This is a genomic window from Nocardiopsis sp. FR4 (assembly GCF_009830945.1).
GTDB lineage: Bacteria > Actinomycetota > Actinomycetes > Streptosporangiales > Streptosporangiaceae > Nocardiopsis.
The window spans coordinates 1-26,042 of the sequence record NZ_VWVV01000024.1 but is presented as its reverse complement, the minus strand read 5'-3'; the positions used below and the strand labels follow the sequence as shown (position 1 = coordinate 26,042).

General features: G+C 72.5%; 24 protein-coding genes. 12 read left to right on the top strand and 12 right to left on the bottom strand.

The features are described from left to right. Positions 1 to 21: 21 nt before the first annotated feature. Positions 22 to 1,827, bottom strand: a complete 1,806-nt coding sequence (locus tag FYW95_RS19825) for a glycoside hydrolase family 15 protein (protein WP_236567768.1) — start codon at positions 1,825 to 1,827, stop codon at positions 22 to 24. Between the two features lie 489 nt (positions 1,828 to 2,316). Next, positions 2,317 to 3,000: a membrane protein YczE gene (locus tag FYW95_RS19820; protein ID WP_159942395.1), complete on the bottom strand. Its 684-nt coding sequence runs from the start codon at positions 2,998 to 3,000 to the stop codon at positions 2,317 to 2,319. Between the two features lie 178 nt (positions 3,001 to 3,178). Here FYW95_RS19820 and FYW95_RS19815 point away from each other — a divergent pair, with 178 nt between their 5' ends. Beyond that, on the top strand, positions 3,179 to 4,645 hold the full coding sequence (locus FYW95_RS19815) for a MocR-like transcription factor YczR (RefSeq protein ID WP_159942396.1): 1,467 nt from the start codon (positions 3,179 to 3,181) through the stop codon (positions 4,643 to 4,645). A gap of 57 nt (positions 4,646 to 4,702) precedes the next feature. On the opposite strand, the gene FYW95_RS19810 is transcribed toward FYW95_RS19815, so the two are convergent. Then, positions 4,703 to 5,539 carry an alpha/beta hydrolase gene (locus FYW95_RS19810; protein ID WP_159942397.1) on the bottom strand — a complete coding sequence of 279 codons (837 nt, stop codon included), beginning with the start codon at positions 5,537 to 5,539 and terminating at the stop codon, positions 4,703 to 4,705. 353 nt (positions 5,540 to 5,892) lie between these two features. Here FYW95_RS19810 and moaA point away from each other — a divergent pair, with 353 nt between their 5' ends. The 4 genes from moaA (at position 5,893) to FYW95_RS19790 (ending at position 9,368) form a co-directional block, all read left to right on the top strand. Next, positions 5,893 to 6,900: a GTP 3',8-cyclase MoaA gene (gene moaA, locus FYW95_RS19805; protein ID WP_236567751.1), complete on the top strand. Its 1,008-nt coding sequence runs from the start codon at positions 5,893 to 5,895 to the stop codon at positions 6,898 to 6,900. Between the two features lie 181 nt (positions 6,901 to 7,081). Beyond that, a complete protein-coding gene (locus tag FYW95_RS19800; protein WP_159942399.1) occupies positions 7,082 to 8,269 on the top strand; it encodes an RtcB family protein in 1,188 nt (395 codons plus the stop codon). Positions 8,270 to 8,294: 25 nt separating this feature from the next. Next, positions 8,295 to 8,732 carry a hypothetical protein gene (locus tag FYW95_RS19795; protein ID WP_159942400.1) on the top strand — a complete coding sequence of 146 codons (438 nt, stop codon included), beginning with the start codon at positions 8,295 to 8,297 and terminating at the stop codon, positions 8,730 to 8,732. Between the two features lie 3 nt (positions 8,733 to 8,735). Next, on the top strand, positions 8,736 to 9,368 hold the full coding sequence (locus tag FYW95_RS19790; protein ID WP_159942401.1) for a molybdenum cofactor guanylyltransferase: 633 nt from the start codon (positions 8,736 to 8,738) through the stop codon (positions 9,366 to 9,368). A 44-nt stretch (positions 9,369 to 9,412) separates the two neighbouring features. On the opposite strand, the gene FYW95_RS19785 is transcribed toward FYW95_RS19790, so the two are convergent. After that, a complete protein-coding gene (locus tag FYW95_RS19785) occupies positions 9,413 to 9,625 on the bottom strand; it encodes a hypothetical protein (RefSeq protein ID WP_159942402.1) in 213 nt (70 codons plus the stop codon). A 583-nt stretch (positions 9,626 to 10,208) separates the two neighbouring features. Here FYW95_RS19785 and FYW95_RS19780 point away from each other — a divergent pair. After that, positions 10,209 to 10,418 (top strand): dodecin, encoded by a 210-nt coding sequence (locus tag FYW95_RS19780; RefSeq protein ID WP_159942403.1) that lies wholly within the window; start codon positions 10,209 to 10,211, stop codon positions 10,416 to 10,418. A 41-nt stretch (positions 10,419 to 10,459) separates the two neighbouring features. Here the strand turns inward: FYW95_RS19780 and FYW95_RS19775 are convergent, their stop codons facing one another. From FYW95_RS19775 to FYW95_RS19765, 3 genes are all read right to left on the bottom strand, one after another. Beyond that, a complete protein-coding gene (locus FYW95_RS19775; RefSeq protein ID WP_159942404.1) occupies positions 10,460 to 11,257 on the bottom strand; it encodes a VldE C-terminal domain-containing protein in 798 nt (265 codons plus the stop codon). Between the two features lie 138 nt (positions 11,258 to 11,395). Continuing rightward, positions 11,396 to 12,121: a cell wall anchor protein gene (locus FYW95_RS19770; protein ID WP_159942405.1), complete on the bottom strand. Its 726-nt coding sequence runs from the start codon at positions 12,119 to 12,121 to the stop codon at positions 11,396 to 11,398. Positions 12,122 to 12,514: 393 nt separating this feature from the next. Continuing rightward, positions 12,515 to 14,056 (bottom strand): LCP family protein, encoded by a 1,542-nt coding sequence (locus tag FYW95_RS19765; protein WP_159942406.1) that lies wholly within the window; start codon positions 14,054 to 14,056, stop codon positions 12,515 to 12,517. A 490-nt stretch (positions 14,057 to 14,546) separates the two neighbouring features. Between FYW95_RS19765 and FYW95_RS19760 the strand changes: the two genes are divergently transcribed. Both FYW95_RS19760 and FYW95_RS19755 read left to right on the top strand, forming a co-directional pair. Next, positions 14,547 to 15,455, top strand: a complete 909-nt coding sequence (locus FYW95_RS19760; protein WP_159942407.1) for an Lrp/AsnC family transcriptional regulator — start codon at positions 14,547 to 14,549, stop codon at positions 15,453 to 15,455. 232 nt (positions 15,456 to 15,687) lie between these two features. Then, entirely contained in the window at positions 15,688 to 16,452 is a 765-nt protein-coding gene (locus FYW95_RS19755; protein ID WP_159942482.1) for an RraA family protein, read from the top strand. A gap of 81 nt (positions 16,453 to 16,533) precedes the next feature. On the opposite strand, the gene FYW95_RS19750 is transcribed toward FYW95_RS19755, so the two are convergent. Further along, the gene (locus FYW95_RS19750; protein ID WP_159942408.1) at positions 16,534 to 17,238 is read right to left on the bottom strand and encodes a FadR/GntR family transcriptional regulator; all 705 of its coding nucleotides are present in this window, start codon (positions 17,236 to 17,238) and stop codon (positions 16,534 to 16,536) included. A 169-nt stretch (positions 17,239 to 17,407) separates the two neighbouring features. On the opposite strand from FYW95_RS19750, the gene FYW95_RS19745 reads away from it, so the two are divergent. Next, positions 17,408 to 18,694 carry an MFS transporter gene (locus tag FYW95_RS19745; RefSeq protein WP_201294949.1) on the top strand — a complete coding sequence of 429 codons (1,287 nt, stop codon included), beginning with the start codon at positions 17,408 to 17,410 and terminating at the stop codon, positions 18,692 to 18,694. Here FYW95_RS19745 and FYW95_RS19740 read toward each other — a convergent pair. The 3 genes from FYW95_RS19740 to aceA all read right to left on the bottom strand — a co-directional run bounded on the left by FYW95_RS19740 (position 18,663) and on the right by aceA (position 21,491). After that, entirely contained in the window at positions 18,663 to 19,481 is an 819-nt protein-coding gene (locus tag FYW95_RS19740; RefSeq protein ID WP_159942409.1) for a CPBP family intramembrane glutamic endopeptidase, read from the bottom strand. The two genes, FYW95_RS19745 and FYW95_RS19740, sit on opposite strands and share 32 nt — an antisense overlap. Before the next feature lie 122 nt (positions 19,482 to 19,603). Beyond that, complete coding sequence (locus tag FYW95_RS19735) at positions 19,604 to 19,801, bottom strand: hypothetical protein (RefSeq protein ID WP_159942410.1); 198 nt, start codon at positions 19,799 to 19,801, stop codon at positions 19,604 to 19,606. Between the two features lie 391 nt (positions 19,802 to 20,192). Then, on the bottom strand, positions 20,193 to 21,491 hold the full coding sequence (aceA, locus tag FYW95_RS19730; RefSeq protein ID WP_159942411.1) for an isocitrate lyase: 1,299 nt from the start codon (positions 21,489 to 21,491) through the stop codon (positions 20,193 to 20,195). 217 nt (positions 21,492 to 21,708) lie between these two features. Between aceA and FYW95_RS19725 the strand changes: the two genes are divergently transcribed. From FYW95_RS19725 to FYW95_RS19715, 3 genes are all read left to right on the top strand, one after another. Further along, positions 21,709 to 23,148, top strand: coding sequence for an XRE family transcriptional regulator (locus tag FYW95_RS19725; RefSeq protein ID WP_159942412.1), 1,440 nt, complete (start codon positions 21,709 to 21,711; stop codon positions 23,146 to 23,148). Positions 23,149 to 23,273: 125 nt separating this feature from the next. Beyond that, positions 23,274 to 24,503 (top strand): acyl-CoA dehydrogenase family protein, encoded by a 1,230-nt coding sequence (locus FYW95_RS19720; protein WP_159942413.1) that lies wholly within the window; start codon positions 23,274 to 23,276, stop codon positions 24,501 to 24,503. Between the two features lie 82 nt (positions 24,504 to 24,585). Then, on the top strand, positions 24,586 to 25,320 hold the full coding sequence (locus tag FYW95_RS19715; RefSeq protein WP_201294948.1) for a hypothetical protein: 735 nt from the start codon (positions 24,586 to 24,588) through the stop codon (positions 25,318 to 25,320). Here FYW95_RS19715 and FYW95_RS19710 read toward each other — a convergent pair. Further along, a complete protein-coding gene (locus tag FYW95_RS19710) occupies positions 25,221 to 25,901 on the bottom strand; it encodes a TetR/AcrR family transcriptional regulator (RefSeq protein ID WP_159942414.1) in 681 nt (226 codons plus the stop codon). The two genes, FYW95_RS19715 and FYW95_RS19710, sit on opposite strands and share 100 nt — an antisense overlap. Positions 25,902 to 26,042 lie beyond the last annotated feature (141 nt).

Sequence of the window (26,042 nt, the reverse complement as noted above, 5' to 3'; positions counted from 1 at the left end):
GGGGCGGCCGGTGGAACCGGGCTACTCGGCGCGCCAGCCGCCCTGGCGGGTGGACAGGTTCAGCGCGGTGGTCACCAGGGGCACGTGGCTGAAGGCCTGGGGGAAGTTGCCCACCTGGCGGTTCTCGCGCGGGTCCCACTCCTCGGCGAGCAGGCCCACGTCGTTGCGCAGGGACAGCAGCCGCTCGAACAGCTCCCGCGCCTCGTCCTGGCGGCCGATGGACAGCAGGGCGTTGGCCATCCAGAAGCTGCACGCCAGGAACGCGCCCTCGTCGCCGGGCAGCTGGTCGGCGGAGTTGTCCAGGTCGGTGCGGTAGCGCAGCACGAACCCGTCCACCATGAGCTCCTTGCGAACCGCTTCGATGGTGCCGACCACGCGCGGGTCGTCGTAGGGCAGGAACCCCACCTCGGGGATGAGCAGCAGCGCGGCGTCCAGCTCCTTGCTGCCGTAGTACTGGGTGAAGGTGTTGCGCTGGGGGTCGTAGCCGTACTCGCACACCTCGGCGTGGATGGTGTCGCGCAGGGACTTCCACCGCTCGATGGGGCCCTCCTTGCCGAACTCCTCGATGCTGCGCACCGCCCGGTCGGCCGCCACCCAGGCCATCACCTTGGAGTGCACGAAGTGCTGGCGCGGTCCGCGTACCTCCCACAGCCCCTCGTCGGGCTCGTCCCAGCACCACTCCAGGTAGTTGACCAGGGAGCGCTGCAGGCCCCACAGGTAGTCGCCGCCGCGGATGTTGTGCCGGCGTGCCAGGTGCAGCACGTCCATGACCTCGCCGTAGACGTCCAGCTGGTACTGGCCCACGGCGGCGTTGCCGATCCGGACCGGGCGGGAGGCCTCGTAGCCCGGCAGCCAGTCGGCCTCCCACTCGGTGAGCCTGCGCTCACCGCGGATGCCGTACATGATCTGCATGAGCTGCGGCTCGCCCGCGATCGCGCGCACCAGCCACTCGCGCCAGGCCAGCGCCTCGTCCTTGTACCCGGAGCGGATCATCGCCTCCAGGGTGATGGTGGCGTCCCGCAGCCAGCAGTAGCGGTAGTCCCAGTTGCGCACCCCGCCGATCTCCTCGGGCAGGGAGGTGGTGGGCGCGGCGACGATTCCGCCGGTGGGGCGGTAGGTCAGGGCCTTGAGCACGATGAGGGAGCGGATGACCGCCTCGCGGTAGGGGCCCTCGTAGGTGCACTGGTTCACCCACTTCTCCCAGAAGCGCTCGGTGCGGGAGAGCGCTTTCTCGGCGTCCAGGTGATCGGACTCCTCCACCTGCGAGGGGTGCCAGGTCATCACGAAGGGCACCCGCTGGCCCGCGGTGACGGTGAAGGTGGCGTCGTGGGTGAAGTTGTGGCCCTGCAGGGAGATCGGGGTGCTCAGCCAGATGGCGTCGGGGCCCGCGATGGCCACCAGTTCGGTGCCGGCGCGGTGCACCCAGGGCACGACGTGGCCGTAGTCGAAACGGATGCGCATGGTGGTCTCCATGCGCACCGAGCCGCTCAGCCCCTCGACGATGCGGACGATGTGCGGTGCGCCGCCGCGGGGCGGCATGAAGTCGATCACCCGGACGGAGCCGTCGGGGGTGTCCCACTCCGACTCCAGGATGAGCGTGTCCCCCCGGTAGCGGCGGCGGGTGGCGCGGGTGTCGCCCTCGGCGGGCCTGAGGGTCCAGCTGCCGTTCTGCTCGTCGCCCAGCAGCGCGGCGAAGCAGGCGGAGGAGTCGAAGTCGGGAAGACACGCCCAGTCGATGGAACCGTCGCGCCCGACCAGCGCGGCGGTCTGCATGTCGCCGATCATTGCGTAGTCCTCAATCCAGCCGGGCACGCGGCTCACCCCCATCACGTCGTCATGGTTCCTGCGGTCGCCTCCTCGCGGCCCCGGGCGCGCACGGTCGGGTACACGCCCCGCGGGGGGCCTCCTCCCCAGCCCGCCACCGGGAGTGGACCCGTTGCCGGGAAGGGGCACGGTTCGGGCCACATCCTGCCTCCGCACCAGCCGCCGCTTGCCCTTCACCCGGATATGTGCCCAGGTGAGGACAGCCGAAAAGGCCGGTGCTCAGGAACCGCCCCGAACACGGTCCTTTCCGTTCACCGCGGTCCCCATCTTCCCCTCTTCGAGAGGAGCGCGCTACCCGCAGCTGCACGTGCATCGGAAAGTGCAGGGAGGTATGTGGAGAAATGGGAGAGTTTGTCAGGGCAGAAGTTATGACGCGGTGATCAATATTCGATCACAGCCGGGCTTTGCGTCCCTGCCCACCCGGCCACCCGGCGTTCCGCGCACAGCGCCGCGGGCCGCGGGGCGGCCCCGTGCCCGGCTCCGCCCATGGTCTCAGGAGCCGTCGGGACCGGCTGCCGGGGGCGCGGGCACGCGCATCAGCGGCAGGAACACCTGGGCCAGCGGACCGATCGCCAGAGCGAACGCCAGGGTCCCCACACCCACCGTTCCCCCCAACAGGAACCCGGTCACCACCACGGTCACCTCGATCGCGGTCCGTGCCACGCGCACCGACCACCCCCGCGCGGCCAGGCCGGTCATCAGGCCGTCGCGAGGGCCGGGTCCCAGTTGGGCCCCGATGTAGCACCCGGTGGCCACCGCGCACACCAGCACCCCCAGGCCCAACAACACCACCCGAACGGCCAGGATGTCGGTTTCGGGAAGCAGCCACAGGAACAGGTCCACCGTCAGACCCACCACGACCACGTTGCTCAGCGTTCCCAGTCCCGGCTTCTGCCGCAGCGGGATCCACAGCAGCATCAGCAGGGCGCCGACCAGCACGCTCCACGTGCCGATGGACAGGCCGGTCTGGCGGGACAGGCCCTGGTGCAGCACGTCCCAGGGCATCGCGCCCAGCCCCGCGTGGACCAGCAGGGCACCGCTCAGACCGTACAGGGCCAGGCCCGCGTACAGCTGGACCAGGCGCCGCAGCCGGGGACGGGGCAGGGCCGGGGTGACCAGCAGCCGGCCCAGCAGACGGGCGGCCGCGCCGCGGGTGGCGGAGGGCTGTACGGTCACGGGGGATCCCTTCAGTCATTGGTTCATCGGATGAAAAGCCTTCGGAGGGCCCGGTGCGTCGGATCCCCGCACACCCCGGGGGCCAGTAGGGATCCACCTCGGTATCGTGGCGGATGTGGCGCCTCGAGAGAAGTGCCAATACGGGCAAGTGGCCCGTTGCACGGGGACGGGAGAGGGCATGGCGAGGCAGAGCGTCCAGCGGGCGGCGGAGCGCTCCGGCGGCGGCACCCGGCGGATCAACGGGCGCCTCCTGGCCCGCCTCATCGGTGAGGCCCCCGTGGAGCGCCCCTACTACCTGGCCATCGCCAAGGCCGTCAGCGGGCTGGTGCTGGACGGACGGGTCCCCAGCAACACCCGGCTGCCCGCCGAACGCGACCTGGCCGCCGCCCTGGGGGTCAGCCGCAACACCGTCACCGCCGCCTACGCCTGGCTGCGCGACAACCGCTTCCTGGAGAGCAGGCAGGGGGCGGGCAGCTGGACCGTGCTGCCCGACTCCGGCACCAGCGAGCCCTCGCCCTTCGGCCCGGCAGCCGAGCACATCGACCTGGGCCTGGCCGCGCCCGCGGCCGTGGACGGGCTGCGCGCCGCCGCTCTACGGGCCGCCGAACAGCTCGCCGCGCACGTGGGCGGCCTGGGCTACTACCCCTACGGCCTGCCCGAGCTGCGCCACGCCATCGCCCGCCGCTACGTCGAACGCGGGCTGCCGACCACCCCCGAGCAGATCTTCGTCACCAACGGCGCCCAGCAGGGGGTGGCGCTGGCGGTGGACCTGCTCGTGCAGCCCGGCGACGAGGTCCTGGTGGAGTCGCCCACCTACCCGCACGCGCTGGACGCGGCCCGCCACGCCGGAGCCCGGCTGCGTACCGTCGGAGTGACCCCGCAGGGCTGGGACATGGAGTACCTCGTCGACGCCTTCCGCCAGTGGAGGCCGCGCCTGGCCTACCTCATCCCCGACTTCCAGAACCCCACCGGGGCCCTGATGGACGACGACGAGCGCCGCGTGCTGGTGCGCGAGGCGCGCCGCGCGGGGACCCACCTGGTCATCGACGAGTCGGTCGCGGAGCTGGCCATCGACTCGGGGGACCTGCCCGCGCCGGTGGCGGCCCACGACACCGAGGGGCGGGTGCTGACGGTGGGCTCGGTGGCCAAGCTGCTGTGGGGCGGGCTGCGGGTGGGGTGGGTGCGCACGACCCCGCCGATGGTGGCCCGGCTCATGGCCGCCCGCCAGCGCTTCGACCTGGCGGGGGCGGTGCTGGACCAGCTCACCGCCACCCACCTGTTCGCCGACGTGATGCGCATCCGAGCCGAGCGCAGCCGTCAGCTGCGCCGCAACCGCGACGCGCTGCTGCGCGCGCTGCGCGAACGCCTGCCCGACTGGCGGCCGAACGTGCCCGGGGGCGGCCTGGTGCTGTGGGCCGCGCTGCCCCAGCCGGTGGCCGGCGCGCTGTCCGCCGCCGCCGTCCGGCACGGGGTCCACCCGGCGGCGGGGCCGGTGTTCGGCGCCGACGGCACCCTGGAGCGCTACCTGCGCCTGGCCTACACCCAGCCCCCGGACGTGCTCGCCGACGCCGTGGAGCGCCTGGCCGCCGCCTACACCCAGACCCTGGCCCACCCGGTGCAGCCCCGCGGGCAGCTCTACGTCTGACCCGTGGGGCCGCGGCCCCTGCCGGACACCGGGGCCCGCACCCGCTCCGGCGGTCCCTCAGGCCCCCGGTGCGGGCGCCGCGAACCGCCGGGCGAAGCGCACCACCTCGCCGAGGACCTCGTCGCGGTTGGTCTCGTTGAACACCTCGTGACGGGCGCCGGGGAAGACGCGGGCGGTGAAATCCTCGCCCATGAGCGAGACGATGCCCCCCCTGGTGCCCTCCAGCGGAACCAGGCGGTCGTCGGACCCGTGTAGCCAGAGCAGGGGCAGGCCGCCCACGCTCCCGGCCTCCCCGGCCCGCTCCATCTCGGTGAGCAGGGCGTTCACGGTGGCCCGCTTGAAGGGGCCGTGCCAGACCAGCTCGTCGGCGGCGTAGGCCTCGCCCACGGACGGGTCGCGCGAGAGCGTGGCCGGGTCGATCGGGGCGTCGGGGATCACCTCGGCCGCGGCGAGGTGCTCCAGGGCCGCCCAGCGGCCCAGCACCGGCCCGGACAGCACCAGCCCGCTGAGGTGCTCAGGGTGGGTCTGGGCGTAGCGGGCGGCGATGAGGCCGCCCATGGAGTGGCCGACGAGCACCAGCGGCAGCGTCCGGTAGGCGGTGCGCGCCTGGGTGATGACCCGGTGCACGTCCTGGACCACGCCCGAGTAGTCCTCGACCAGCACCCGCTCGCCGGAGGAGCGCCCGTGCCCGCGGTGGTCGGCGCCGTAGACCACCGCGCCCGCCGCGACCAGGTCCGCGGCGACCCGCTCGTACCGGCCCAGGTGCTCGCCGTAGCCGTGTACCAGTACCACCAGCCAGGTCGGCTCGCTCCCGGTCGGGGCCCAGGCCCGTGCGGCCAGCCGCTCCGAGCCGTCGGGACCGCCCGCCAGGGCCCATTCGCGCGTGGTGATCACCGTGTCATGTCTCCTTGTCAGCCTCCGGGTCCGGAAGGATCGAGGTCACCCTACGGCGCGGGGCGGAGGAGGGGCACCCGGAGGTGCTTGGATCTTCGTCCAAGCCCTGCGCGCGTGGGGACGGGGAGACGGGGTAGTCGGATGTCGCGGACGTCACCATCGGGTCGTCCCGCCCCCGGAACGGCCCCTGGACCGGGCGACCTTTCGTAGGGGACGACGAACTACGCCATATGGTGCGAAGACCACTACTCGCCGTTAAAGAGGCATCTTCTACGCTTACCTATGGGTATCCCTCCGGGTGGGTGCCTTCGCACACGAACCGCCCGGCAACTCGGACTGGAGAGGTGACGCCCGTGCTGGCCGACTCCTATGGGCGAGTGGCGACCGACCTTCGGGTCTCGCTCACCGACCGCTGCAACCTCAGATGCACGTACTGCATGCCCCCCGAGGGGTTGGAGTGGCTGCCCAAGCCGGAACTGCTCACCGACGACGAACTCCTCCGCCTGATCCGCATCGGCGTGACCCGCCTCGGCATCACCGAGGTGCGCTTCACCGGAGGCGAACCCCTGCTCCGACGCGGCCTGCCCGGCCTCGTCGCCGGAACCACCGCCCTGACCCCCCGACCCCACACCGCCCTCACCACCAACGGCATCGGGCTTGCCCGTATGGCCCCCGCCCTGGCCGAGGCCGGCCTCGACCGGGTCAACGTCTCCCTCGACACCCTGAACCCCGACGTGTTCGAGACCCTGGCCCGGCGCCGCCGACTCCCCGACGTCCTCGACGGCCTGGCCGGGGCGGCCGACGCCGGACTCACCCCCGTGAAGGTCAACGCCGTCCTCATGCGCGGCGTCAACGACCACGAGGCCGCCGACCTGCTGCGCTACTGCGTCGAGCACGGCTACGAGCTGCGCTTCATCGAACAGATGCCGCTGGACGCCCAGCACGGCTGGCGGCGCGACACCATGATCACCGCCGAGGAGATCCTCGCCGCGCTGGAGGCGGAGTTCGTACTGGAGGCCGCTGACGCCGACACGCGCGGCAGCGCCCCGGCCGAGCTCTTCCACGTGCGCGGCGCCTCCTTCCCCAACGGGGAGCAGGCCACCGTCGGCGTCATCGGCTCGGTCACCCGGCCCTTCTGCGGGGCCTGCGACCGGGTCCGCCTGACCGCGGACGGACAGGTGCGCAACTGCCTGTTCGCCCGGGAGGAGTCCGACCTGCGCACCCTGCTGCGCAACGGCGCCAGCGACGAGGAGATCGCCCGCAGCTGGGCCGCCGCCGTGGCCGTCAAGCTGCCCGGACACGGCATCAACGACCCCAGCTTCCTGCAGCCGTCCCGACCGATGTCGGCGATCGGCGGCTGAGGACCCGACCGGCGCGCCCGGACCCCGCGCCCGCCGTTCCCCTCCCCGCGCCGGTGGACCGGCACGGATTCCGGGTAGGGGGAAAACACGTTGCACCACCGGCTCCCGCTCTGGCTTGATACTGCGGGCGGCACACCCGTGCCGCGCGTACGGGCCGGTCCGGAAGGGGAGGTGGCCGTCCATGCCCTACACCGAAGTCGCGGGGGACCGCGTCCCGATCCGTATGTGGGCCGCGCCCGGGGAGGTCGAGGGCGCGGCGATGGAACAGCTGCGCAACGTCACCCGGATGCCCTGGGTGCACGGCCTCGCCGTCATGCCGGACGTGCACTACGGCAAGGGGGCCACGGTGGGCTCGGTCATCGCCATGCGCGACGCCGTCAGCCCCGCCGCGGTCGGGGTCGACATCGGCTGCGGGATGACCGCCGTGCGCACCGACCTGACCGCCGAGCGCCTGCCCGACGACCTGGGGCGGCTGCGCTCCGCGCTGGAGGCCGCGGTCCCGGTCGGCTTCCGCGCCCACGACGAGCCCGTGGACCCCGCCACCGTCCCCACCCTGCGCAGCACCCGCTGGGACGTGTTCTGGGACCGCTTCGAGGAGCTGGCCCCCGCGGTCCACACCCGCCGCTCGCGGGCCCTCCACCAGATGGGCACCCTCGGCGGCGGCAACCACTTCCTGGAGGTGTGCCTGGACGACCGGGGCGCCGTCTGGCTGGTACTGCACTCCGGATCGCGCAACATCGGCAAGGAACTGGCCGAGTACCACATCGGCCGGGCCCGGGAGCTGCCGCACAACCAGGACCTTCCCGACCGCGACCTGGCGGTGTTCGTGTCCGGGACCCCGGAGATGGAGGCCTACCGCCGGGACCTGTTCTGGGCGCAGGAGTACGCGCGGCGCAACCGCGACGTGATGATGGGCCTGGCCTTCCGCGCCCTGACCGAGCAGGTCCCGGGCGCGCGTGCCGAGCAGTGGATCTCCTGCCACCACAACTACGTGGCCGAGGAGACCTACGACGGGGTGGACGTGCTCGTCACCCGCAAGGGCGCCATCCGGGCCGGTGCGGGCGACTTCGGCATCATCCCGGGCAGCATGGCGACCGGCACCTACATCGTCAGGGGGCTGGGCAACCCCGACTCGTTCAACTCCGCCTCGCACGGGGCGGGCCGCCGGATGAGCCGGAACAAGGCCCGCAGGACCTTCAGCCAGGCCGACCTCGTCGAGCAGACCAGGGGCGTGGAGTGCCGCAAGGACCTGGGCGTGGTGGACGAGATCCCGGCCGCCTACAAGGACCTGGAGTCGGTGGTCCGGGCCCAGTCCGACCTGGTCGAGGTGGTCGCCCGCCTGCGCCAGGTGGTGTGCGTCAAGGGCTGAGGCCGTACCCGCGTACCCTTCCTGCATGGGACACCGACACCCGAGCAAGCTCCGCAACTCCGACGTGGCGCACGCCCGGGCCCGCTGGCTGCTGCGGGCCGAGCTGGACGGCTGCGACGCGTGCCTGCGCGAGGGGGACCGGGAGGCACTGGCCGACCTCGCCTCCGGAGGGGTGTTCGACTCGCTGCTGACGGGTTTCGTCCTGGCCAGGGCCCAGCGGTGGCACTCGCCGAGCAGACCGGTGCAGTACCCGGCCACGGTGTACCGCATCGCACCCATCGACGAGCGCGACTTCTGGCGGGGGCCCACCCAGCACTGCATGCGGGTGTGCACCATCCGGGGGTCGCGGGGCACCAGCGTCGACACCGGGCCCGCGCTCAAGGAGCTGCGGCAGATGTCGATGGAGGACCGCAAGCTCGTCCTGGACGACGTGGTGGACGGTCTCGCCGAGACGGAGGTCTGACCCATGGCTCGCCCCGAGGGGGCGGACACGCCCCTGGACGCGGTCGTCCTGGCCGGAGGCGCGGCCCGCCGCATGGGAGGGATCGACAAACCCGGCCTGGCGGTGGGCGGGCGCACCCTGCTGGAGCGGGTCACCGACGCCGTACGCGCGCACAACGCCGCCGAGCGCCCCGCGAGGGGTCACGGGGAGGACGGCGCGCGGGTGGTCGTGGTCGGCCCGCCCAGGCCCAGCCCCCGCGCGCTCTACGTCCGGGAGGACCCGCCCGGCTCGGGACCGGTACCCGCCCTGCGCACCGGTCTGGCCCACGTGCGCGCTCCCCGGTTCGCCCTGCTGGCCGCGGACCTGCCCCACCTGGCCCCCGCCCACCTGGCCGTCCTCGACGCCGCGCTGGAAGCCGGCGGGACGGGCGCGGTGTTCGCGGACTCCGCCGGGCGCGAGCAGTGGCTGACGGGGGTCTGGCGCACCGACGCGGTCCGCGCCGCGCTGGCCGACTACCGGGGGCGCTCGCTGTACGGGCTGCTCGGACCGCTGGAACCGCGTACCGTACGGCTGGCCGACGACCTGGCGGTGGCCGACTGCGACACCCCCGACGACCTCGCCCGGGCCCGTCGCCTGCTGGATCCTCCCGGCGGCTGAGCGCGTCCGCCGGTGGCGGGACCGGGCCGCGCGGCCCGGCGGGCTCAGCCCTCGAACTCCTCCATCGGCACGGTCTCGCGCAGGAAGCCGCGCATGCCCAGGAAGTTGGACAGGTACTCCCGGTGCGCGTCGCAGGCCGTCCAGACCTTGCGCCGGTCGGGGGTGTGCAGGGCGGGGTTGTTCCACACCAGGGCCCAGGCGGCGTCGGCACGGCAGCCGCGGCGCGAGCACTGCGGCGGAAGGGCCGGTTTACCCAATGCTGACCCCCAGTCGGAGAATCGGCCCCCATGGTCAAGCCACGGGATGGACCTGGTCTTTCGCGCCGGTCCGCGCGGTGCGGCCCGGGGCCGGACACAGGGCGACGCCGGGTGGCTACGGGGGCAAACCACCCGGCGTCGCAGGCGATGTTTCGACGGGGGCTCGAAACATCGCGTCCGCGCTCCGACGGGGGACCGAAGCGCTAGAACCCAATGTACACCGATGCCCCCCGGTATACGTCAAGAGTCAGTTACGACGTTGTCTCGGGAGAGTCCCACAAATACAGGGACTTTAGTCCCATTCCAGGCATGAACTGGCATTTCACCCAGGGTTCCGGCGTGTGTTTTCGGTAAGTGTCGGCGCCCGGCCGGGGTCAAGGGCGTGCCAACCGCACGCCGGGTCCGGGTCGGTGCCGGGTCAAGCGCCGGGACCGGTCCGCCGCCGCCGGACCCGGCGTGCGGCGGAGCGCCCCGTGTGGTGGCGGGGGATTGCGGGGAGAGCAGGAGGCGGGGGTCGCGTCGCACGACCGACCACGCAGTGCCACCGACCACGCAGTGCCACCGACCACGCAGGGGGTCCCACATGTCCCACCACACCTACCGCGTCACCGAGATCGTCGGCACCTCGCCGCAGGGGATCGACCAGGCCATCCGCAACGGCATCGACCGTGCCTCGGCGACCCTGCGCGGGCTCGACTGGTTCGAGGTGACCGAGATCCGCGGGCACATCGAGGAGGGCGACGTCGCGCACTTCCAGGTGGGCCTCAAGGTGGGGTTCCGCCTGGAGGACTGAGCGCCCCGCGACGGCGCACGGGGGCGGCCCGCCCCCGTGCTTCAGCCGCCCGCCTCGGCGGAGCCCCGGCCCTCCTGGACGTCCACGTGCACGTGGTCCAGGTGCCGCAGGATCTCGTTGTCGGGATCGTCGGCCTCGTAGCGGCGCCAGCCCAGCGACGGGTAGCTCGTGCTCCAGATCCGGTCGTCGAAGATGATCACGTCGATCGCGTAGTCCGGCGCGTGCGCGATCAGCCAGTGGGCCATCACCCAGCCCGCGCGCCGGTTCTCCTCGTTGACCGGACGGTAGAAGACGTCGATGGCCCGCCCGTCGTAGTGCGCCGAGTCCTCGCCGTGCCCGGTGTCGAAACCGCCCGGGTGGTACCCGCCGGTGCTCAGTTCCGCGAAGTGCTCGTCCATCCCGTCCTTGAGCCGCTGGGCGCGCGCGGTCAGCCCGGAGGGCTCCAGCTCCTCCTGCACCCGCAGGTCGGGGTTCTTCGTCGACCGGCAGCTCAGCGAGGGCCCGGCGTCCTCCTCGGGCCCCTCCTCCAGCAGGGTCATCACCTCGTCGGGGATGTCGCTGGTGTCGGGCGAGCCGATCGGGGCGGCGTCGCCCTGCGCGGCCACGGCCGCGGCGGTGGTGGCGCGGCGGGCCTGGTCCCGGTCCAGGCGGACATGCTCCTGGCCCGTCCACACGGCGCACTCGGGACCCCACGGCATCGACACGGGGAGCGGCACGTCGGTGTTGCGGACCACCCAGCGGACGCTCAGTACGGCGACCACGACCAGCACGACCACGACGGCGACCGCGGCGAGCGCGCCCCGGCCGTGGCGCTCGGGACGCGCGGTTCTGTGTGCCATGCCTTCTCGCTCCTCCACGTTCGTGCCGGGGCGGCCTCGCCCGCCCGCGCGGGCCGCGGAGTGGCCCGACCCGAAGTTGCCACATTTCCGACACTACGGGCATTTTCCCTTTTTCGCGCTCCGGTCACCGTTCCGGGGTCAGCGGACCGACCACAGGACGAAGAGGCCGCCCAGGACCAGCGTCAGCGCCCAGATCCGGTCCATGGTGACCCCGCGCCAGCGCAGCGCGTGCACGCCCAGGAAGTCGTGGGCGAGCAGCGCCGCCACCCCCGCGGCGACCAGCATCGCCGCCGTGTGCACCCCCGTCGCGGCCAGCCCGACCAGCGTCGCGTCCCACAGGCTCCACGCCCGCTCGGCCGCGGTCGCGCCCTCCGCCGCCGCTCCGGCGGTCCCGGCGCCCGCGGCAGTCTCCGTCGCGGGGGAGGGGGCCGCGTGCGCTCCGTGCCCGCCGGAGTGCGCCTGTGTCAGCTGCCCAGCCAGCACCGGCATCACCATCAGCCCCGCGCCGTGGGCCGAGGACATCAGGAACGTCCACGCGGACAGCTGCCACAGCGGCAGGCGCACCTCGCGCCAGTGGAAGTGCCGTCGCGACAGCAGCATCCCCAGTCCCAGGAGAACGATCACCGCGCCGCCCACCACCGGAAAGAGCACCGAGGTGGTGGCCGAACCGGTGACGGTGATGAACACGGCCGCCACCCCCACGCTCGCGGCGTGCCCGGCGGCGATGGCGGGCAGTGAGCGCAGCACCTGGGCGCGACCGCCCTCCTGGAGTCCGCGGGTCACCGCCAGGAGCCAGCCCATGCCCGGGTGCAGGCCGTGGAAGGCGCCCAACGCGACGAGTGTCCAGATCTGCGCGGGGGTCACGCGGTCAGGGTCACACGGCTCCCCCGGGGCGGCAACAGCCGGATCCCTTCTGACCGACACCGGCCAGAAGGGTTTGTCTGCCGTTGACGTGACGGTTCCTCAACCCGCACCCGCGCACATGAGTGAGCACTGCGGCGCTGCCCCACGAAGGCGCTGCACGGTGGTGGGGAGGCCTCGGGGGACCCGTCGTGGGCGGTGACCGGGAAAGTTCGTCCGCGGGCCGCCCCACCGCCCCGCGGCACCGGCTCTCCCAGCCGATCGGGGAGGAGGGCGCCCGGGGTGCGCCGCGCGGTTCCGGAAGGTGGCGTCAGACGTCCCTGCCGCACACCCCTGAGGAACGGTGTCACGCCGCCCGTACCGGGGCGGCGGCGCCCGGCCCCGGCGGCACGCGGCCTACGGGCACAGGGCGTTGAGGTCGGTGGCCTCCTCGCCCACCTGGCGGCCCGGGTCGGCGGGCTCCTCCTCGTCCAGGCCGGTGTACTCCTGCCACTCGGTGAGTCCGTCGTCCTCGGCGGCCTCCTCGGAGGTCTCCTCGGCCAGCCCGTCGTCCGCCTCCTCGGACGGGGCGCCGGAGGCCTCCTCGGCCAGCCCCTCGCCGGAGGCGGGCTCGGCGCCCACGGCCTGGGCGACCAGGGACCGGACCGCGTCCCAGTCCGGGTTGGCGGTGTTGACCTGCGGCGGTGACAGCTGGAGCGTCTCCAGGTTGCCCTCGTCGGTCACCAGGTCCGCCAGCTCGACGAACGCGGGCACCTTGGTCTGGGGGATGTCGGTGCTCAGGGTGCGCTCGGTGGCGCCCGCCAGGCGCCGGTAGCTGGTGAGGATGGTGGTCGGCTCGACCTGCTCGGCGACGTACTTGATCAGGCAGCCCTGGCGGCCCATCCGGCCGTAGTCGTCGCTGTTGACCCGGGACCGGCCGTACCAGAGGGCGTCGTGGCCGTTCAGCACCCGTCGGCCCGGCTCCAGGACCCCGCCGCGCACCCCGTAGGGGATCGGCTCCTCGATGAGGACCTCCACGCCGCCGATGGCGTCGATCAGGTCGCGGAAGCCCATCATGTCGACCATCGCGTAGTAGCCGATCTCCAGGCCGACGTTGTGACCGATCACCCGCTTGAGGGTGTCGGCGGCGGGGTCGGCCGCGTCCGGGTTGACCGCCAGCTCCTCGGGCTCCTCGGCCACGGTCTGGTACACGTCGTTGAGCAGCAGGTCGAACCCGTAGGGCTCGGGGTAGCGCTCGGCCAGGGCGCTGTCCTCGGGGAAGCGGGCGTTCTCCATGTTGCGGGGCAGCCCCACCAGCACCGTGTCCCCGGTGTGGGTGTCCATGCTGGCGACCATCATGGTGTCGGTGCGCACGCCGTAGCGGTTGTCCGCCGAGTCCGAACCGATCAGTAGCACGTTGACCCGGTCCTGGCCGTTCCAGGGGTCGGCGCTGTCGTGCGGGGGCTGGAGGGGGTCGTCCTCGGCGTGGAAGACGTTGTTGAGCGTCTGGAAGGCGGTGTAGCCGCCGTGCAGCGCCAGCGCCGAGGGCACGGCGACCGGCACGCACAGCAGCACGACCACGACCGCCCCCAGCGCCTGTGCGCCCCGGGAGGTACCGGGAGGCCGGGTGATGACCCACGAGTGCACGATCACCGTCAGCCACAGCACCGCCACGGCGAACACCACGCCCATGGCACCCAGGAGCCACTGGTCCTGCAGGGCCATGCGGGCCAGCACCGTCATGGCCCCGGCCTCGTCGGCGCCCAGTCGCCACCCCCACACGAGTACGGCCAGGATCGCGGACAGGTACACGCCCAGGATCACCGTCCCGCCCAGCCTGTACCGCATCCGCAGGTGGGCCAGGCCCGGAAGGGGAACCGAGGCCGCGGTCCACAGCAGTGCCCGACCCGTACTGGGGCGCGCGGGCGCCCCGTCCCGCTGTTCGTCCTCCGCTGCCACCGGTGGTTCCTCTCCAGCCGCGGGGCGGGTCGCCCCGTCCTTCGTCGTCGTCCACGCCATGGTCGCCCGACGGCGGCCGTGGCCGGTGTCCGAAACCCCTGTTAGGTACACGTCCGAGAGGGCCTCTCCGGTTCCCCAGCGGACGGCACCCGTCTACTCGGACGCGTTGGGCGGGGCGCGCGTTCGGCCGTTGCGGAGGCGGGGGAGTCCTCCGGGTGGGCCGTGCGGACCCGCCTGAACAGTGTGGCGCTTTGCGAGAGTTGTGGAGACGGCTACTCAGTGATGATGGATGTTCTATACAAGTCTGTTATGTGTCATGGAGGTGGTGGATGGGGCATTGGGCGATGCTTTCGGGCCAATCAAAGGGGTGAATCAACCGATTTCTTTCTCGATCAGTAGTGCACGGGCGCCGCAGCTGCGATGATCTGGCCGCAGGAGGGGGCGCCGTCCGGGGGAAGGGCGGCGTCATGGGAACGAAAGGCAAGCCATCGTGCTCGATGCGGTTGACGCCGCGCTCATGCGCGCGCTGCAGGGGGACGGCAGAGCGACGTTCCAGGCACTGGCCGACGGGGTCGGCCTGTCGAGGACGGCCGTGCGCGCCAGGGTGCGCCAGCTCGTGCAGTCAGGGGCGATCAGGATCGTCGGTGTACTGCACGCCGGGGTGGTCGGGATGGACGTCCTGGGCCACGTGTCGTTCCGTGTCAGCGGCCCGGTGGGCCCGCTGCTGGAGGAGCTGGGCGAGCGCGAGGCCGTGACCTTCGCCGCCCAGTGCGCGGGGCGCTTCCCCGCGGTGGCCCAGGTGCGGGTGGCCGACGACGCCGCGCTCACCAAGGAGCTGTCCGAGCTGCGCTCGCTGCCCGGTGTGGACGGGGTGGAGGTCTTCCGGGCCAACGCCGTGTTCAAGGACGAGCACAGCAGCGTGCGGGAGCTGCACGACATCGAACTGGACGCGCTGGACTGGCGCCTGGTCCGCCAGCTGCTCCGGGACGGCCGGTCCTCCTACGCGGACCTGGCGCGCCAGGTGGGCCTGTCGCAGGCCGCGGCCCGCTCCCGGGTGGTGCGCCTGCTCAACTCCGGCGTGGTCCACGTGACCGCGCTGGTGGAGCCCGCGGCGGTGGGCGCCAACGAGCGGCTGGGCTTCGGCCTGCGCTGTCGGGGCGACGCCGAGGCGCTGGGCGCGGCGCTGGCCAACATGCCCAGGGTCGCCTTCCTGGCCAGCGGTTTCGGCCGCTACGACGTGCTCGGCGCCCTCACCGCGCCGGACCGCTGCCAGCTGGTGGAGGCCCTGGAGGCGGTGCGCTCGACCCCGGGTGTGGGCTACGTGGAGTGCTGGGACCACCTGTCCGTGCGCAAGGAGCGGCGGGGCGGTGAGCGGCCGGTGGAGTGGATCTCCGGTTAGCGGGCCGCGTTGTTCCCGGGCCCCGCTCCGGTCCGGGTTCGGGCGCCGGGGGCTCCGCTCTTCGTCCGACTCTGTAACCGGCGGTAACATTTTTACGTGTTTGCAGCGCTTATGGCTTGCGTCACGCTTAAGTTACCGGTGAGTATAGGGAGGGGCCGGTCCGGGACCGGCCGCACCGGGCGCGGGTGTGAGTGGGGAGGCTGACGTGGCGCTTGAGGATACGTTGACGGCGGTGGGGACGGCGGCGCTGGCGCGCTGCGGCGGACGGCCGTTCGGGACGCACCTGTTCTCCGTCTGGCCGGGGGCCGCCTTCGCGGCGACCGCCTTCCCCGTGCGCTGCACACCGGGGGACAACCTCGCCATCCACGTCGCCGTGGCCCAGGCTCCCCCCGGATCCGCCCTGGTGGTCGACGTCGCGGGCGAGGCCGAGTACGGATACGTCGACGAGATCCTCGCCGTGGCCGCCAGCACCCGCGGGGTCAGGGGGATCGTCCTGGACGGCTGCGTGCGCGACATCGGCGCCATCGTCCGCTGCGAACTGCCCGTGTTCGGCGCCGGTGTCGCGGTGCGCGAGGCCGGGCACGAGGCGGGGGGTTCGGTCGGCCGCCAGATCAGCATGACCGCGGGCGGTCCCACGCCCCTGCCGGTGCGCCGCGGTGACTGGATCGTGGCCGACGACGACGGTGTGGTGTGCCTGCCCCGGGGGCAGGTCAGCTCGATCATCGCCCGGACCCTGGACAGCGTCTCCCGGGAGCGGGAGATCATCGACGCCGTCCACGCCGGGGAGAGCACCCTGGACCTGCTCGGGCTGGACCCCTCCCGGGTCGTGGGCTGGGAGGGCGGCACCGACGCGCGCTCCCGCCGCCCCGGGACGGGGCGCTCGCGCACCCTGGAGGCGCTGCGCGAGGCCGCGGCCCGCAGCGCCGAGGGGCACCCCGGGGCCCGGCCGAGGGTCGCACCGCGCCCCGCCGTGGGCGAGTCCCGCCGGGGCGACTGAGCCCCGGAGCCGCGCTCCGCCGGTGACCGGGGCCCGAAGGAACCGTTCGGGCGACCCCGGGCCCCGGCGCGCGGGAGGCGCTCAGTCCTCCTCGGTCAGGGACAGCAGCTCGTCGATGTAGCAGGTGGCCTCGCGCGCGGCCCCGGCCGCGTCGGCCTCGCGGATCGCCTCGGTCAGCTTGGAGTGGTCCACGCCGTCGGTGGCCGACGAGGGCTGGTCGGTGGCCTCGTCGTTCTGCTCGTAGGCCGTGTGGGCGATGCTCGCGTACACCACCTGGGCGATGTCGTCGTACAGGTCGATGAGTAGCGTGTTGTGGGTGGCGTTGACGACCGCCCGGTGGAAGGTGAAGTCCGCCTCCACGAACGCGCCCATGTCGCGCTCGCGCCAGGCGGCCTCGCGCAGGGCCATGGCGCGGTCGATGTCGGCCATGTCCTCCTCGCTGTGGCGCAGGGCGGCCAAACGGGCCGCCTCCACCTCCAGCGCGCGGCGCACCTCCAGGTTCTCCCGCAGCCGGGAGCGCTCCAGGCGGCGGCGCAGCGCGCCCCCGAGCTCGCTGGAGGCGCGCACGAACGTGCCCGCGCCCTGGCGGATCTCCAGCAGCCCCGCGTGGGCGAGGGCGCGCACGGCCTCCCGGACGGTGTTGCGTCCCACCTCGAGCTGGTCGGAGAGCTCGGACTCGGTGGGGATGCGGTCGCCGACGCCCCACTCACCGGAGTCGATCTGGGCTCTTAACTGGGTGATGACCTGGTCCACGAGACCGGTCCGGCGTGTCGAGGCGAGGGGCACGCGTTTACCTCCTAGGGGCGGGTCGCCGGATGACAGGGCCAGCGCACAGGTACGGAACGGTTAAGGCCGGAGCTTAGACCAGTTACGGTCGGGAATTGGCCTTGAACGGTAATGCGTTATCCTCATGAAGTACATCGGGTCATCCTATGAATCTCTGGAAGTCGTCTCCATGAGCGTCGGACCAGCCTCCCGCACCTCCGTGACGAGCGGTTCCCCCGCGGCCCCGCCCGCCGCCGCGCGCCCGCCGCGGACGGTCCTGCTGCTGCTCGCCGCCGGGATCGCCCTGGCGGCGCTCAACCTGCGCACCGCCATCACGAGCGTGGGCCCGGTGCTGGACGAGGTCACCGCCGGACTGGGCATGAGCGCGGTCGGCGCCGGTGCCCTGACCACCCTGCCCGTGCTGTGCTTCGCGCTCTTCGGCGGCCTGGCCCCCGCCCTGGCCCGCCGCCTGGGCGAGCACCGTCTGCTCCTCTGCGCGCTGACCGCCCTGACCGCGGGCCTGGCCGCGCGGGCGGTGGCCCCCGAGCCCTGGACCTTCCTGGCCCTGAGCGCCTTGGCCCTGTCCGGCGGCGCCGTCGGCAACGTCATCCTGCCTGCCCTGGTCAAGGAGCACTTCCCGGAGCGCGTGGGGCTGATGACCACGGTGTACACCACCGCCCTGGCCCTGGGGACCACCATCGCCGCCGCGGCCACCGTGCCCCTGGAGCAGTCCACCGGCGAGTGGCGCGCGGCCCTGGGCGCCTACGCACTCTTCGGCGTCGTCGCCGCCGTCCCCTGGCTGCTGGTGCTGCGCCACGAGCCCGGACGCGGCGGTTCCGGCCGGGCCCTGGGCTTCCGCCAGGTGCTCTCCACCGGGCTGGGCTGGCAGTGCCTGCTGTACTTCGGCACCCAGTCCTCGGTCGCCTACATCATGTTCGGCTGGTACGCCCAGATGCTCCGCGACCAGGGCATGGACGCCCAGACCGCGGGTCTGGCGCTGTCCTACCTGACCGTCCTGGGCATCCCCATGTCCCTGCTGCTGCCCACGCTGCTGACCCGCACCGGCGACCAGCGCCCCTTCGTGGCGGGGTTCGCCGCCTTCTACCTGGCGGGCCTGGTCGGGTTGTGGTTCGCGCCTCTGTCGGGCGTGTGGGTCTGGACCACCTTCGTGGGCGTGGGCATGGGCTCCTTCGTCTTCGCGCTGACCGCCTTCGCGCTGCGCACCCGCACCGGGGCCGGGACCGCCGCCCTGTCCGCCTGCGGGCAGAGCCTGGGCTACCTCATGGGCGGCTCCGGACCCTTCCTCTTCGGCCTGCTGCACGAGGTGAGCGGCGGCTGGCACGCGCCCCTGCTGCTGCTGGCGGCGCTGGTCGTGGTGAACCTGGGCGTGGGCCTGCTGCTGGGCCGCCCCCGTTACCTGGAGGACGTACTCGCCGAGCGGGGCCTCACACCGGCAGCCAGTCCAGACGGCCGATGAGGTGGACCGAGCCCACGAAGGCCACGACGTCGATGACCGTGTGCGCCACCACCAGGGGCATCACGCGCCCGTAGCGCAGGTAGAACCAGCCGAAGACCAGGCCCATCACCAGGTTGCCGAAGAACATCCCCACGCCCTGGTAGAGGTGGTAGAAGGCGCGCAGCACCGAACTGGCCAGCACCGCCTTCCAGGGGGCCCACCCCAGCTGTCCCAGGCGGTGCAGCAGGTAGCCGACCACGATCACCTCCTCCAGGACGCCGTTCTTGGCGGCCTGGAGCACCAGGACGGGTACGTCCCACCAGTTGCCCTCCAGGGTGCTGGGGGCGATGGTGACCGTCAGGCCCAGCCGCCAGGAGACCACGTACACCACGAGGCCGCCCGCGCCGACGAGCGCGGCCAGGGCCGCGCCGCCGCCCAGGTCCAGGCCGGGGCGGCGCACGTCGAAGCCGATCGTGCGCGCGGACTCACCCGAGCGGCGCAGCAGGTAGGCCACCAGCAGCACCGGGACCAGGGCCGTGGCCACCGCGTACAGCTGCCAGGACAGGTCGAGCCAGGGGCGCTCCCGGGCCCGGGGCCGCACCAGGCTGGCGGTGTGCTCGGCCAGGGACTCGGGAGCGGTGAGCACGCCGACGAAGGAGATGGTCGCCGAGACCGCGGCGGCGCCCAGGGACAGGGCTAGCACGCACAGGACCTCCCAGCGCAGCAGGCGCCGGTCGGCGGTCGGAGCGGGCGGGGGCGGCGGTCCCGCGTGCCGCTCGGCGCGCGGCGGGTGGGTCTTGTCGGTCACGCCTTGCAGGGTACGCGCCGCCCGGCGAGGCGTGTGACCAGGGGGAGCGACGCACGGAACGCGCCCCGGGCGGCGGTGTCCGCCGCCCGGGGCGCGTCGTCCGGAGAAGGGGGCGGAGGCGACTACTCGTCGTCCTCTTCGCCCTCCCCTCCCTCCATGCCGTCCTCGCCCTCCATGCCGGGCTCCTCCACCTCGGGAGCGTCCACGGCGGTGTCCTCGCAGGCCGCGGCGCCGAACACGGCGACGGCGGCGATCGCCCCACCCGCGAGCACTCGGCGGACGGTGGTCAGGGTCTCCTTGCTGATGTCCTCAAGCCTCACTGCTGACTCCATCGGTTCGGGGATGTGCGCCTGGGGCCGCGACCCGCCCACGAGGCGTTTCCGCCCGGCTCGGGACCGGGCGGGGCGTGCAGCGGGTGTTACTTATTCGTGACCCATACGCGAACCACCTTAGACGCCGGAAGCGGCGGTGACCAGGGGCACACGGGGGGCGATCTGGCCTCATGCGGCCAGTCAGCGCTGTTTGATTCCCGCGGGAGGGGAAGGCGCGTGGTACAGCTCCTGTGACAGGGTTTCGGGCATGGGAAAAGCCGCCGGCCATGCGCGTGTGACACGGAGCGCGCATGGCCGACGGCTAGGGGGTGGAGGCCGTCCCGCCCCGCCCCAGCCACGAAAGCGGGGAGGGACGGCCTCCTGGGAACGAAGACCAGAGTCAGTGAGCCGCTGAGAACTGGTCTTCCTCGGTGGAGCCGGTGAGAGCCGTGGTGCTGGCCTCGGGGGAGATGGTCGTGCTGATGGCGTCGAAGTAGCCGGTGCCGACCTCGCGCTGGTGGCGGGTCGCGGTGTAGCCGTTGGCCTCGGCCGCGAACTCGGCCTCCTGCAGCTCGACGTACGAGGTCATCCCGTTCCGGGCGTAGCCCTTGGCCAGGTTGAACATCGAGTAGTTGAGCGAGTGGAAGCCCGCCAGGGTGATGAACTGGAACTTGTAGCCCATGTGGCCCAGCTCGCGCTGGAACTTGGCGATGGTCGCGTCGTCCAGGTGGCGCTTCCAGTTGAAGGACGGCGAGCAGTTGTAGGCCAGCATCTGGTCCGGGTACTCGGCCTTGATGCGCTCGGCGAACTGGCGGGCGACCTCCAGGTCCGGGGTCGCGGTCTCCATCCACAGCAGGTCCGAGTGCGGGGCGTAGGCCAGGCCGCGGGCCACGCAGGCCTCGACGCCGTTGCGGAAGCGGTAGAAGCCCTCGCCGGTGCGCTCACCCGTGATGAAGGGCTGGTCGCGCTCGTCGATGTCGCTGGTGATCAGGGTCGCGGCCTGGGCGTCGGTCCGCGCGATGACCAGGGACGGGACACCGGCGACGTCCGCGGCCAGGCGGGCGGCGTTCAGGGTCTTGACGTGCTGGCCGGTGGGGATGAGGACCTTGCCGCCCAGGTGGCCGCACTTCTTCTCGGAGGCCAGCTGGTCCTCCCAGTGCACACCGGCCGCGCCCGCGGCGATCATGCCGCGCATCAGCTCGTAGGCGTTGAGGACGCCGCCGAAGCCGGCCTCGGCGTCGGCCACGATCGGGGCGAGCCACTCGGGGGCGCTGTCGTCGCCCTCGGCCCAGGTGATCTGGTCGGCGCGCAGGAGCGCGTTGTTGATCCGGCGGACCACGGCCGGGACCGAGTTGGCCGGGTACAGGCTCTGGTCCGGGTAGGTGTTGCCGGAGAGGTTGGCGTCGGCCGCGACCTGCCACCCGGAGAGGTAGATGGCCTTCAGGCCGGCGCGGACCTGCTGGACCGCCTGGTTGCCGGTGAGGGCGCCGAGGCTGTTGACGTAGTCCTCGGTGTGGAGCAGGTCCCAGAGGCGCTCGGCGCCGCGACGGGCCAGGGTGTGCTCCTCGGTGACCGAACCGCGGAGCTTGACCACGTCGTCGGCGGAGTAGGTGCGCTCGATACCGGCCCACCGGGGGTTGGTCTCCCAGTCGCGCTGGAGTGCGGCGCTGGCTTCCTGTCGTCGAGCGCTGGTGCCCATGTTCGATCCCGCCTTACGTGTAGTCCCCAAGGTGTTCGCACCGGTCGAGGGGGTCCTGCCGGGGCCAGGGGGTGAGCCCCGGGCGGTATGTTCCCCGCCGGTAACTAGAATTCTTGAGGAAGTTCCAAGGGTTTTCCACCGGAAATCGTGCGAAGAACAACGATTCTTTCCGTAACATGAACCCATGGCGTACTTTGGTACTGAAGAAATACCGTCTTTGACAGGTGACCTAGATCTCGTCACCTTTGGTCAGCGGCTCCGCCATCTGCGGCGCGCACGCGGCCTCACCCTCTCCGACCTGGGCGAACGCGTTGGTAGGGCCCCCTCCCAGCTCTCCCTCCTGGAGAACGGCAAGCGCGAGCCCAAGCTCTCCCTCCTGACCTCCCTGGCCTCCGCCCTCGGTGTCTCGGTGGAGGAACTGCTGTCCAAGCAGCCCCCGAGCCGCCGCGCACAGCTGGAGATCGCCGTGGAGGAGGCCCAGCGCGACCCCCTGTACCAGGACCTGAACCTGCCGCACCTGAAGGTGGGCAAGCGGGTCCCCAACGACGTGCTCGAACACATCGTTGGCCTGTACGAGGAACTCAAGCGGCGGCACGCCAAGCCCACGGCCACCCCCGAGGAGGCCCGCCGGGCCAACGCCGACCTGCGCCGCCAGATGCGCGAGCGCGGCAACTACTTCGAGCACATCGAGAAGGCCGCGGCCGAGACCCTGAACGCCGTCAACTACACCGCGGGGGCCCTGTCCCAGGGGCAGATCCTCGCGATCGCCACCCACCACGGCTTCTCGCTCAGGTACGTGCAGGACCTGCCCCGCTCGGTGCGCTCCCTGACCGACCACGTCAACCGGCGCATCTACCTCAAGCGCGAGACCACGCTGGGCATGCACAGCCCCCGCACGATCCTGCTGCAGACCCTGGGGCACGTGGTGCTGGGCCACAGCCAGCCGCGCGACTTCGGCGACTTCCTGCGCCAGCGGGTGGAGGCCAACTACTTCGCCGCCGCCGTCCTCATCCCCGAGAGCACCGCCGTGCGTTACCTGCAGGAGGCCAAGCAGGCGCGCGACCTGTCCGTGGAGGACCTGCGCGACGTGTACTCGGTCTCCTACGAGATGGCCGCGCACCGGTTCACCAACCTGGCCCACCGCCACCTGGACCTGGTCTGCCACTTCATCCGCAACGACGAGACCGGGATCATCTACAAGGCCTACGAGAACGACGGGCTGGTCTTCCCCACCGACGACACCGGCGCCATCGAGGGCCAGCGGATGTGCCGCCAGTGGTCGGGGCGCCAGGTCTTCGCCTCGCCCGACCGCTACTCGATCTACTACCAGTACACCGACAAGCCCAACGGCACGCACTGGTGCGTGGCGCACGTGGACCCCAGCCGGGAGCGCAACTTCGCGATCACGCTGGGCGTGCCCTACAAGGAGTCGCGCTGGTTCCGGGGGCGCGAGACCACCAACCGCACCAAGTCCAACTGCCCCAGCGGCGAGTGCTGCGTGCGCCCGCCGGCCGACCTGGCCGCGCGCTGGGAGGGCAACGTGTGGCCCTCGGCCCGCGCGCACTCGCACGTGCTCTCGGCGCTGCCCTCGGGCACCTTCCCGGGCGTGGACGAGCACGACGTCTACACCTTCCTGGAGAAGCATGCCCTGGACTGAGGCTCGGGGGCCGGGGCCCGCTCCGGCCCCCGCCGGCGTTGTGGCGGGGAAGCCCTTGCTGTTACCGTTGGTAACAGCACTGGCCGCCCCTCCGCCCCGGAGGGTCCGACAAAGGATGTAAGCGCATGAGTGAGGCCCCCGCGCCCGCCTTCAGCCTGGAACCGAGTGAGGACGTCCGCGAGGTCCGGGACTGGACGCACGGGTTCGCCGCCGACGTCATCCGCCCCGCCGCCGCCGAGTGGGACGAACGGGAGGAGACCCCCTGGCCGATCATCCAGGAGGCCGCCAAGATCGGCCTGTACTCCCTCGACTTCTTCGCCAACCAGTGGCTGGAGCCCAGCGGTATCGGCATCCCCGTCGCCTTCGAGGAGCTGTACTGGGGCGACCCCGGCATCGCCCTGGCCATCACCGGCACCGGTCTGGCCGCGGTGTCGGTGGCCGCCAACGGCACCCAGGAGCAGCTGCTGGAGTGGACGCCGCAGATGTTCGGCACCCCCGACGACATCCGGCTGGCCGCGTTCTGCTCCTCCGAGCCCGACGCGGGCAGTGACGTCTCGGCCATCCGGACCCGCGCCGTCTACGACCAGGCCAGGGACGAGTGGGTGCTCAACGGCACCAAGACGTGGGCGACCAACGGCGGCATCGCCGACATCCACGTGGTGGTCGCCTCCGTGGAGCCGGAACTGGGCGCGCGCGGCCAGGCCACCTTCATCGTGCCGCCCCGCACGCCGGGTCTGAGCCAGGGGCAGAAGTTCGCCAAGCACGGCATCCGCGCCTCGCACACCGCCGAGGTGGTCCTGGACGACGTGCGCCTGCCCGGTTCCTGCCTGCTCGGCGGCAAGGAGAAGCTCGACGAGCGCCTGGCCCGCGCCCGCGAGGGCCGGCGCTCCAAGGGCCAGGCGGCGATGAAGACCTTCGAGGCCTCCCGGCCGACCGTGGGCGCCATGGCCGTGGGCTGCGCCCGCGCCGCCTACGAGTACGCCCGCGACTACTCCACCCAGCGCGAGCAGTTCGGTCGTCCCATCGGCGAGAACCAGGGCGTGGCCTTCACCCTGGCCGAGATGGCCACCCGCATCGACGCCGCCCGGCTGCTGGTGTGGCGCGCGGCGTGGATGGCGCGCAACGACAAGGACTTCGACAACGCGCAGGGCTCGATGAGCAAGCTCTTCGCCAGCGAGACCGCCACCTTCGTCACCCAGAACGCCGTGCGCATCCTCGGCGGCAACGGGTACACGCGCGACTACCCCGTGGAGCGGTGGCACCGCGACGCCACGATCTTCACCATCTTCGAGGGCGCCAGCGAGATCCAGAGGCTGATCATCGGCCGCGCCGTCACCGGTCTTCCGGTGCGCTGACCAGGGGCGGGCGCGGGACCCGTTCCCCGCGCCCGCCCCCTCGCGCCGGTGGCCTGCCCGTACTCCGGGTAGTGGCCGTGCCATGAGCACACCGACCGGAACCGGGGAACCGGGTGGGACACGGCGGGGCCTGGAGGCGGCCGAGACGCTGGCCCGCTGGCTGGACAAGCCGATGGGCGCGCTCGGCCTCGCCTTCGTCCTCGTGGTTCTCGGCCAGGCCCTGGCCACGACGCCCGTGCTGGTCACCGCGCTGACCTGGCTGGGCTGGCTGCTGTGGCTGCTCTTCGTGGCCGAGTTCGCGCTGCGCGCCTACGTCGCGCGCGACCAGCGCCTCTTCTGGAGGCGCAACTGGTGGCAGCTGCTCTTCCTCGCCCTGCCCTTCCTGCGCTTCGCGCGGGCCTTCGTCCTGCTGCGCACCGCCCGGATCGGCGGGGTGCTCTCGGCCGCGGTCCGTGGATCGCGTTCGGCCTCTCGCCTGCTCTCAGGACGCATCGCCTGGCTGGCGGTGGTCACCGCCATCGTGGTGCTGGGCTCCAGCCAGCTGCTCTACATCCTGGGCTCCTACGGCGACTACGCCACGGCTCTGCACGCGGCCGCGCTGACGACCGTCTCGGGGCAGCCGCTGAGCGCCGACGACACCTTCGCGCGGATCCTGGAGGTGGCGCTCGCCGTCTACTCGGTGGTCGTGTTCGCCTCCCTGGCGGGTGCGCTGGGCGCCTACTTCCTCAGTCCCGACGGCGGGTCCGACGACGCTCCGGGGCCGTCGCCCGCGCACCCGGAAGGGGGTTCGGCGCCCCCGGGCGCCGACGGGGGCTGAAGCAGGCGGCGGGCGGACTCGGCGGCCAGGGCCTCCGCGTCCTCCGGGACGCCCCCGCCCCCCAGGAGGTGGCGCCGCACCAGGGACAGCGGGAGGTCGACCACGGCCAGGCGCACCCGCTCACGCGCCCGCGCCTCCTCCTCGCCCGGCTCGCGCAGGGCGAGCGCCACCCGGGCCAGCAGCCCGCCGACCCCGGCGTTGGCCGCGCTCATCCGGGAGCGGTCCGCCTCGGGCCAGTGCGGGGAGTCGAACTCGGTCGGCCGGTACAGCAGCACCCGCGCCAGGTCGGGGCGGGCGCGGCTCCAGGCCACCACGTGGCGGGCGGTGCCCACGGCCGCCTCCAGCGCCGGTTCGGCGGACAGCGCCTCGCGGCACCCGGCCTGGAAGTCCTCCAGCGCGTGCAGCCACACCGCGGCCAGCAGCGCGGGCCGCCCCGGGAAGCGGTGGTACAGCGAACCGCTGGGCGCCCCGGCCCCGCGGGCCACGGCCGCCATGGTCACCGCGGCCGGTCCGCCCTCGGCGGCCAGGGCGGTGGCGGTGCCGACCAGGAGCTCGGTACTGAAGCGCGCGGGTCTACCCATGTTCCGGAGACTATCGACGTGGTGCGCGATTGAGGTTGGGGCGTGCTGGCCCAGCGAGTCGGCTGGTGGGTGATTACCGCATAGCTGTGCGGTCGGAGACCAGGCCGGCGATGGCCAGGTGGGTTTCGTCGTAGTACTCGC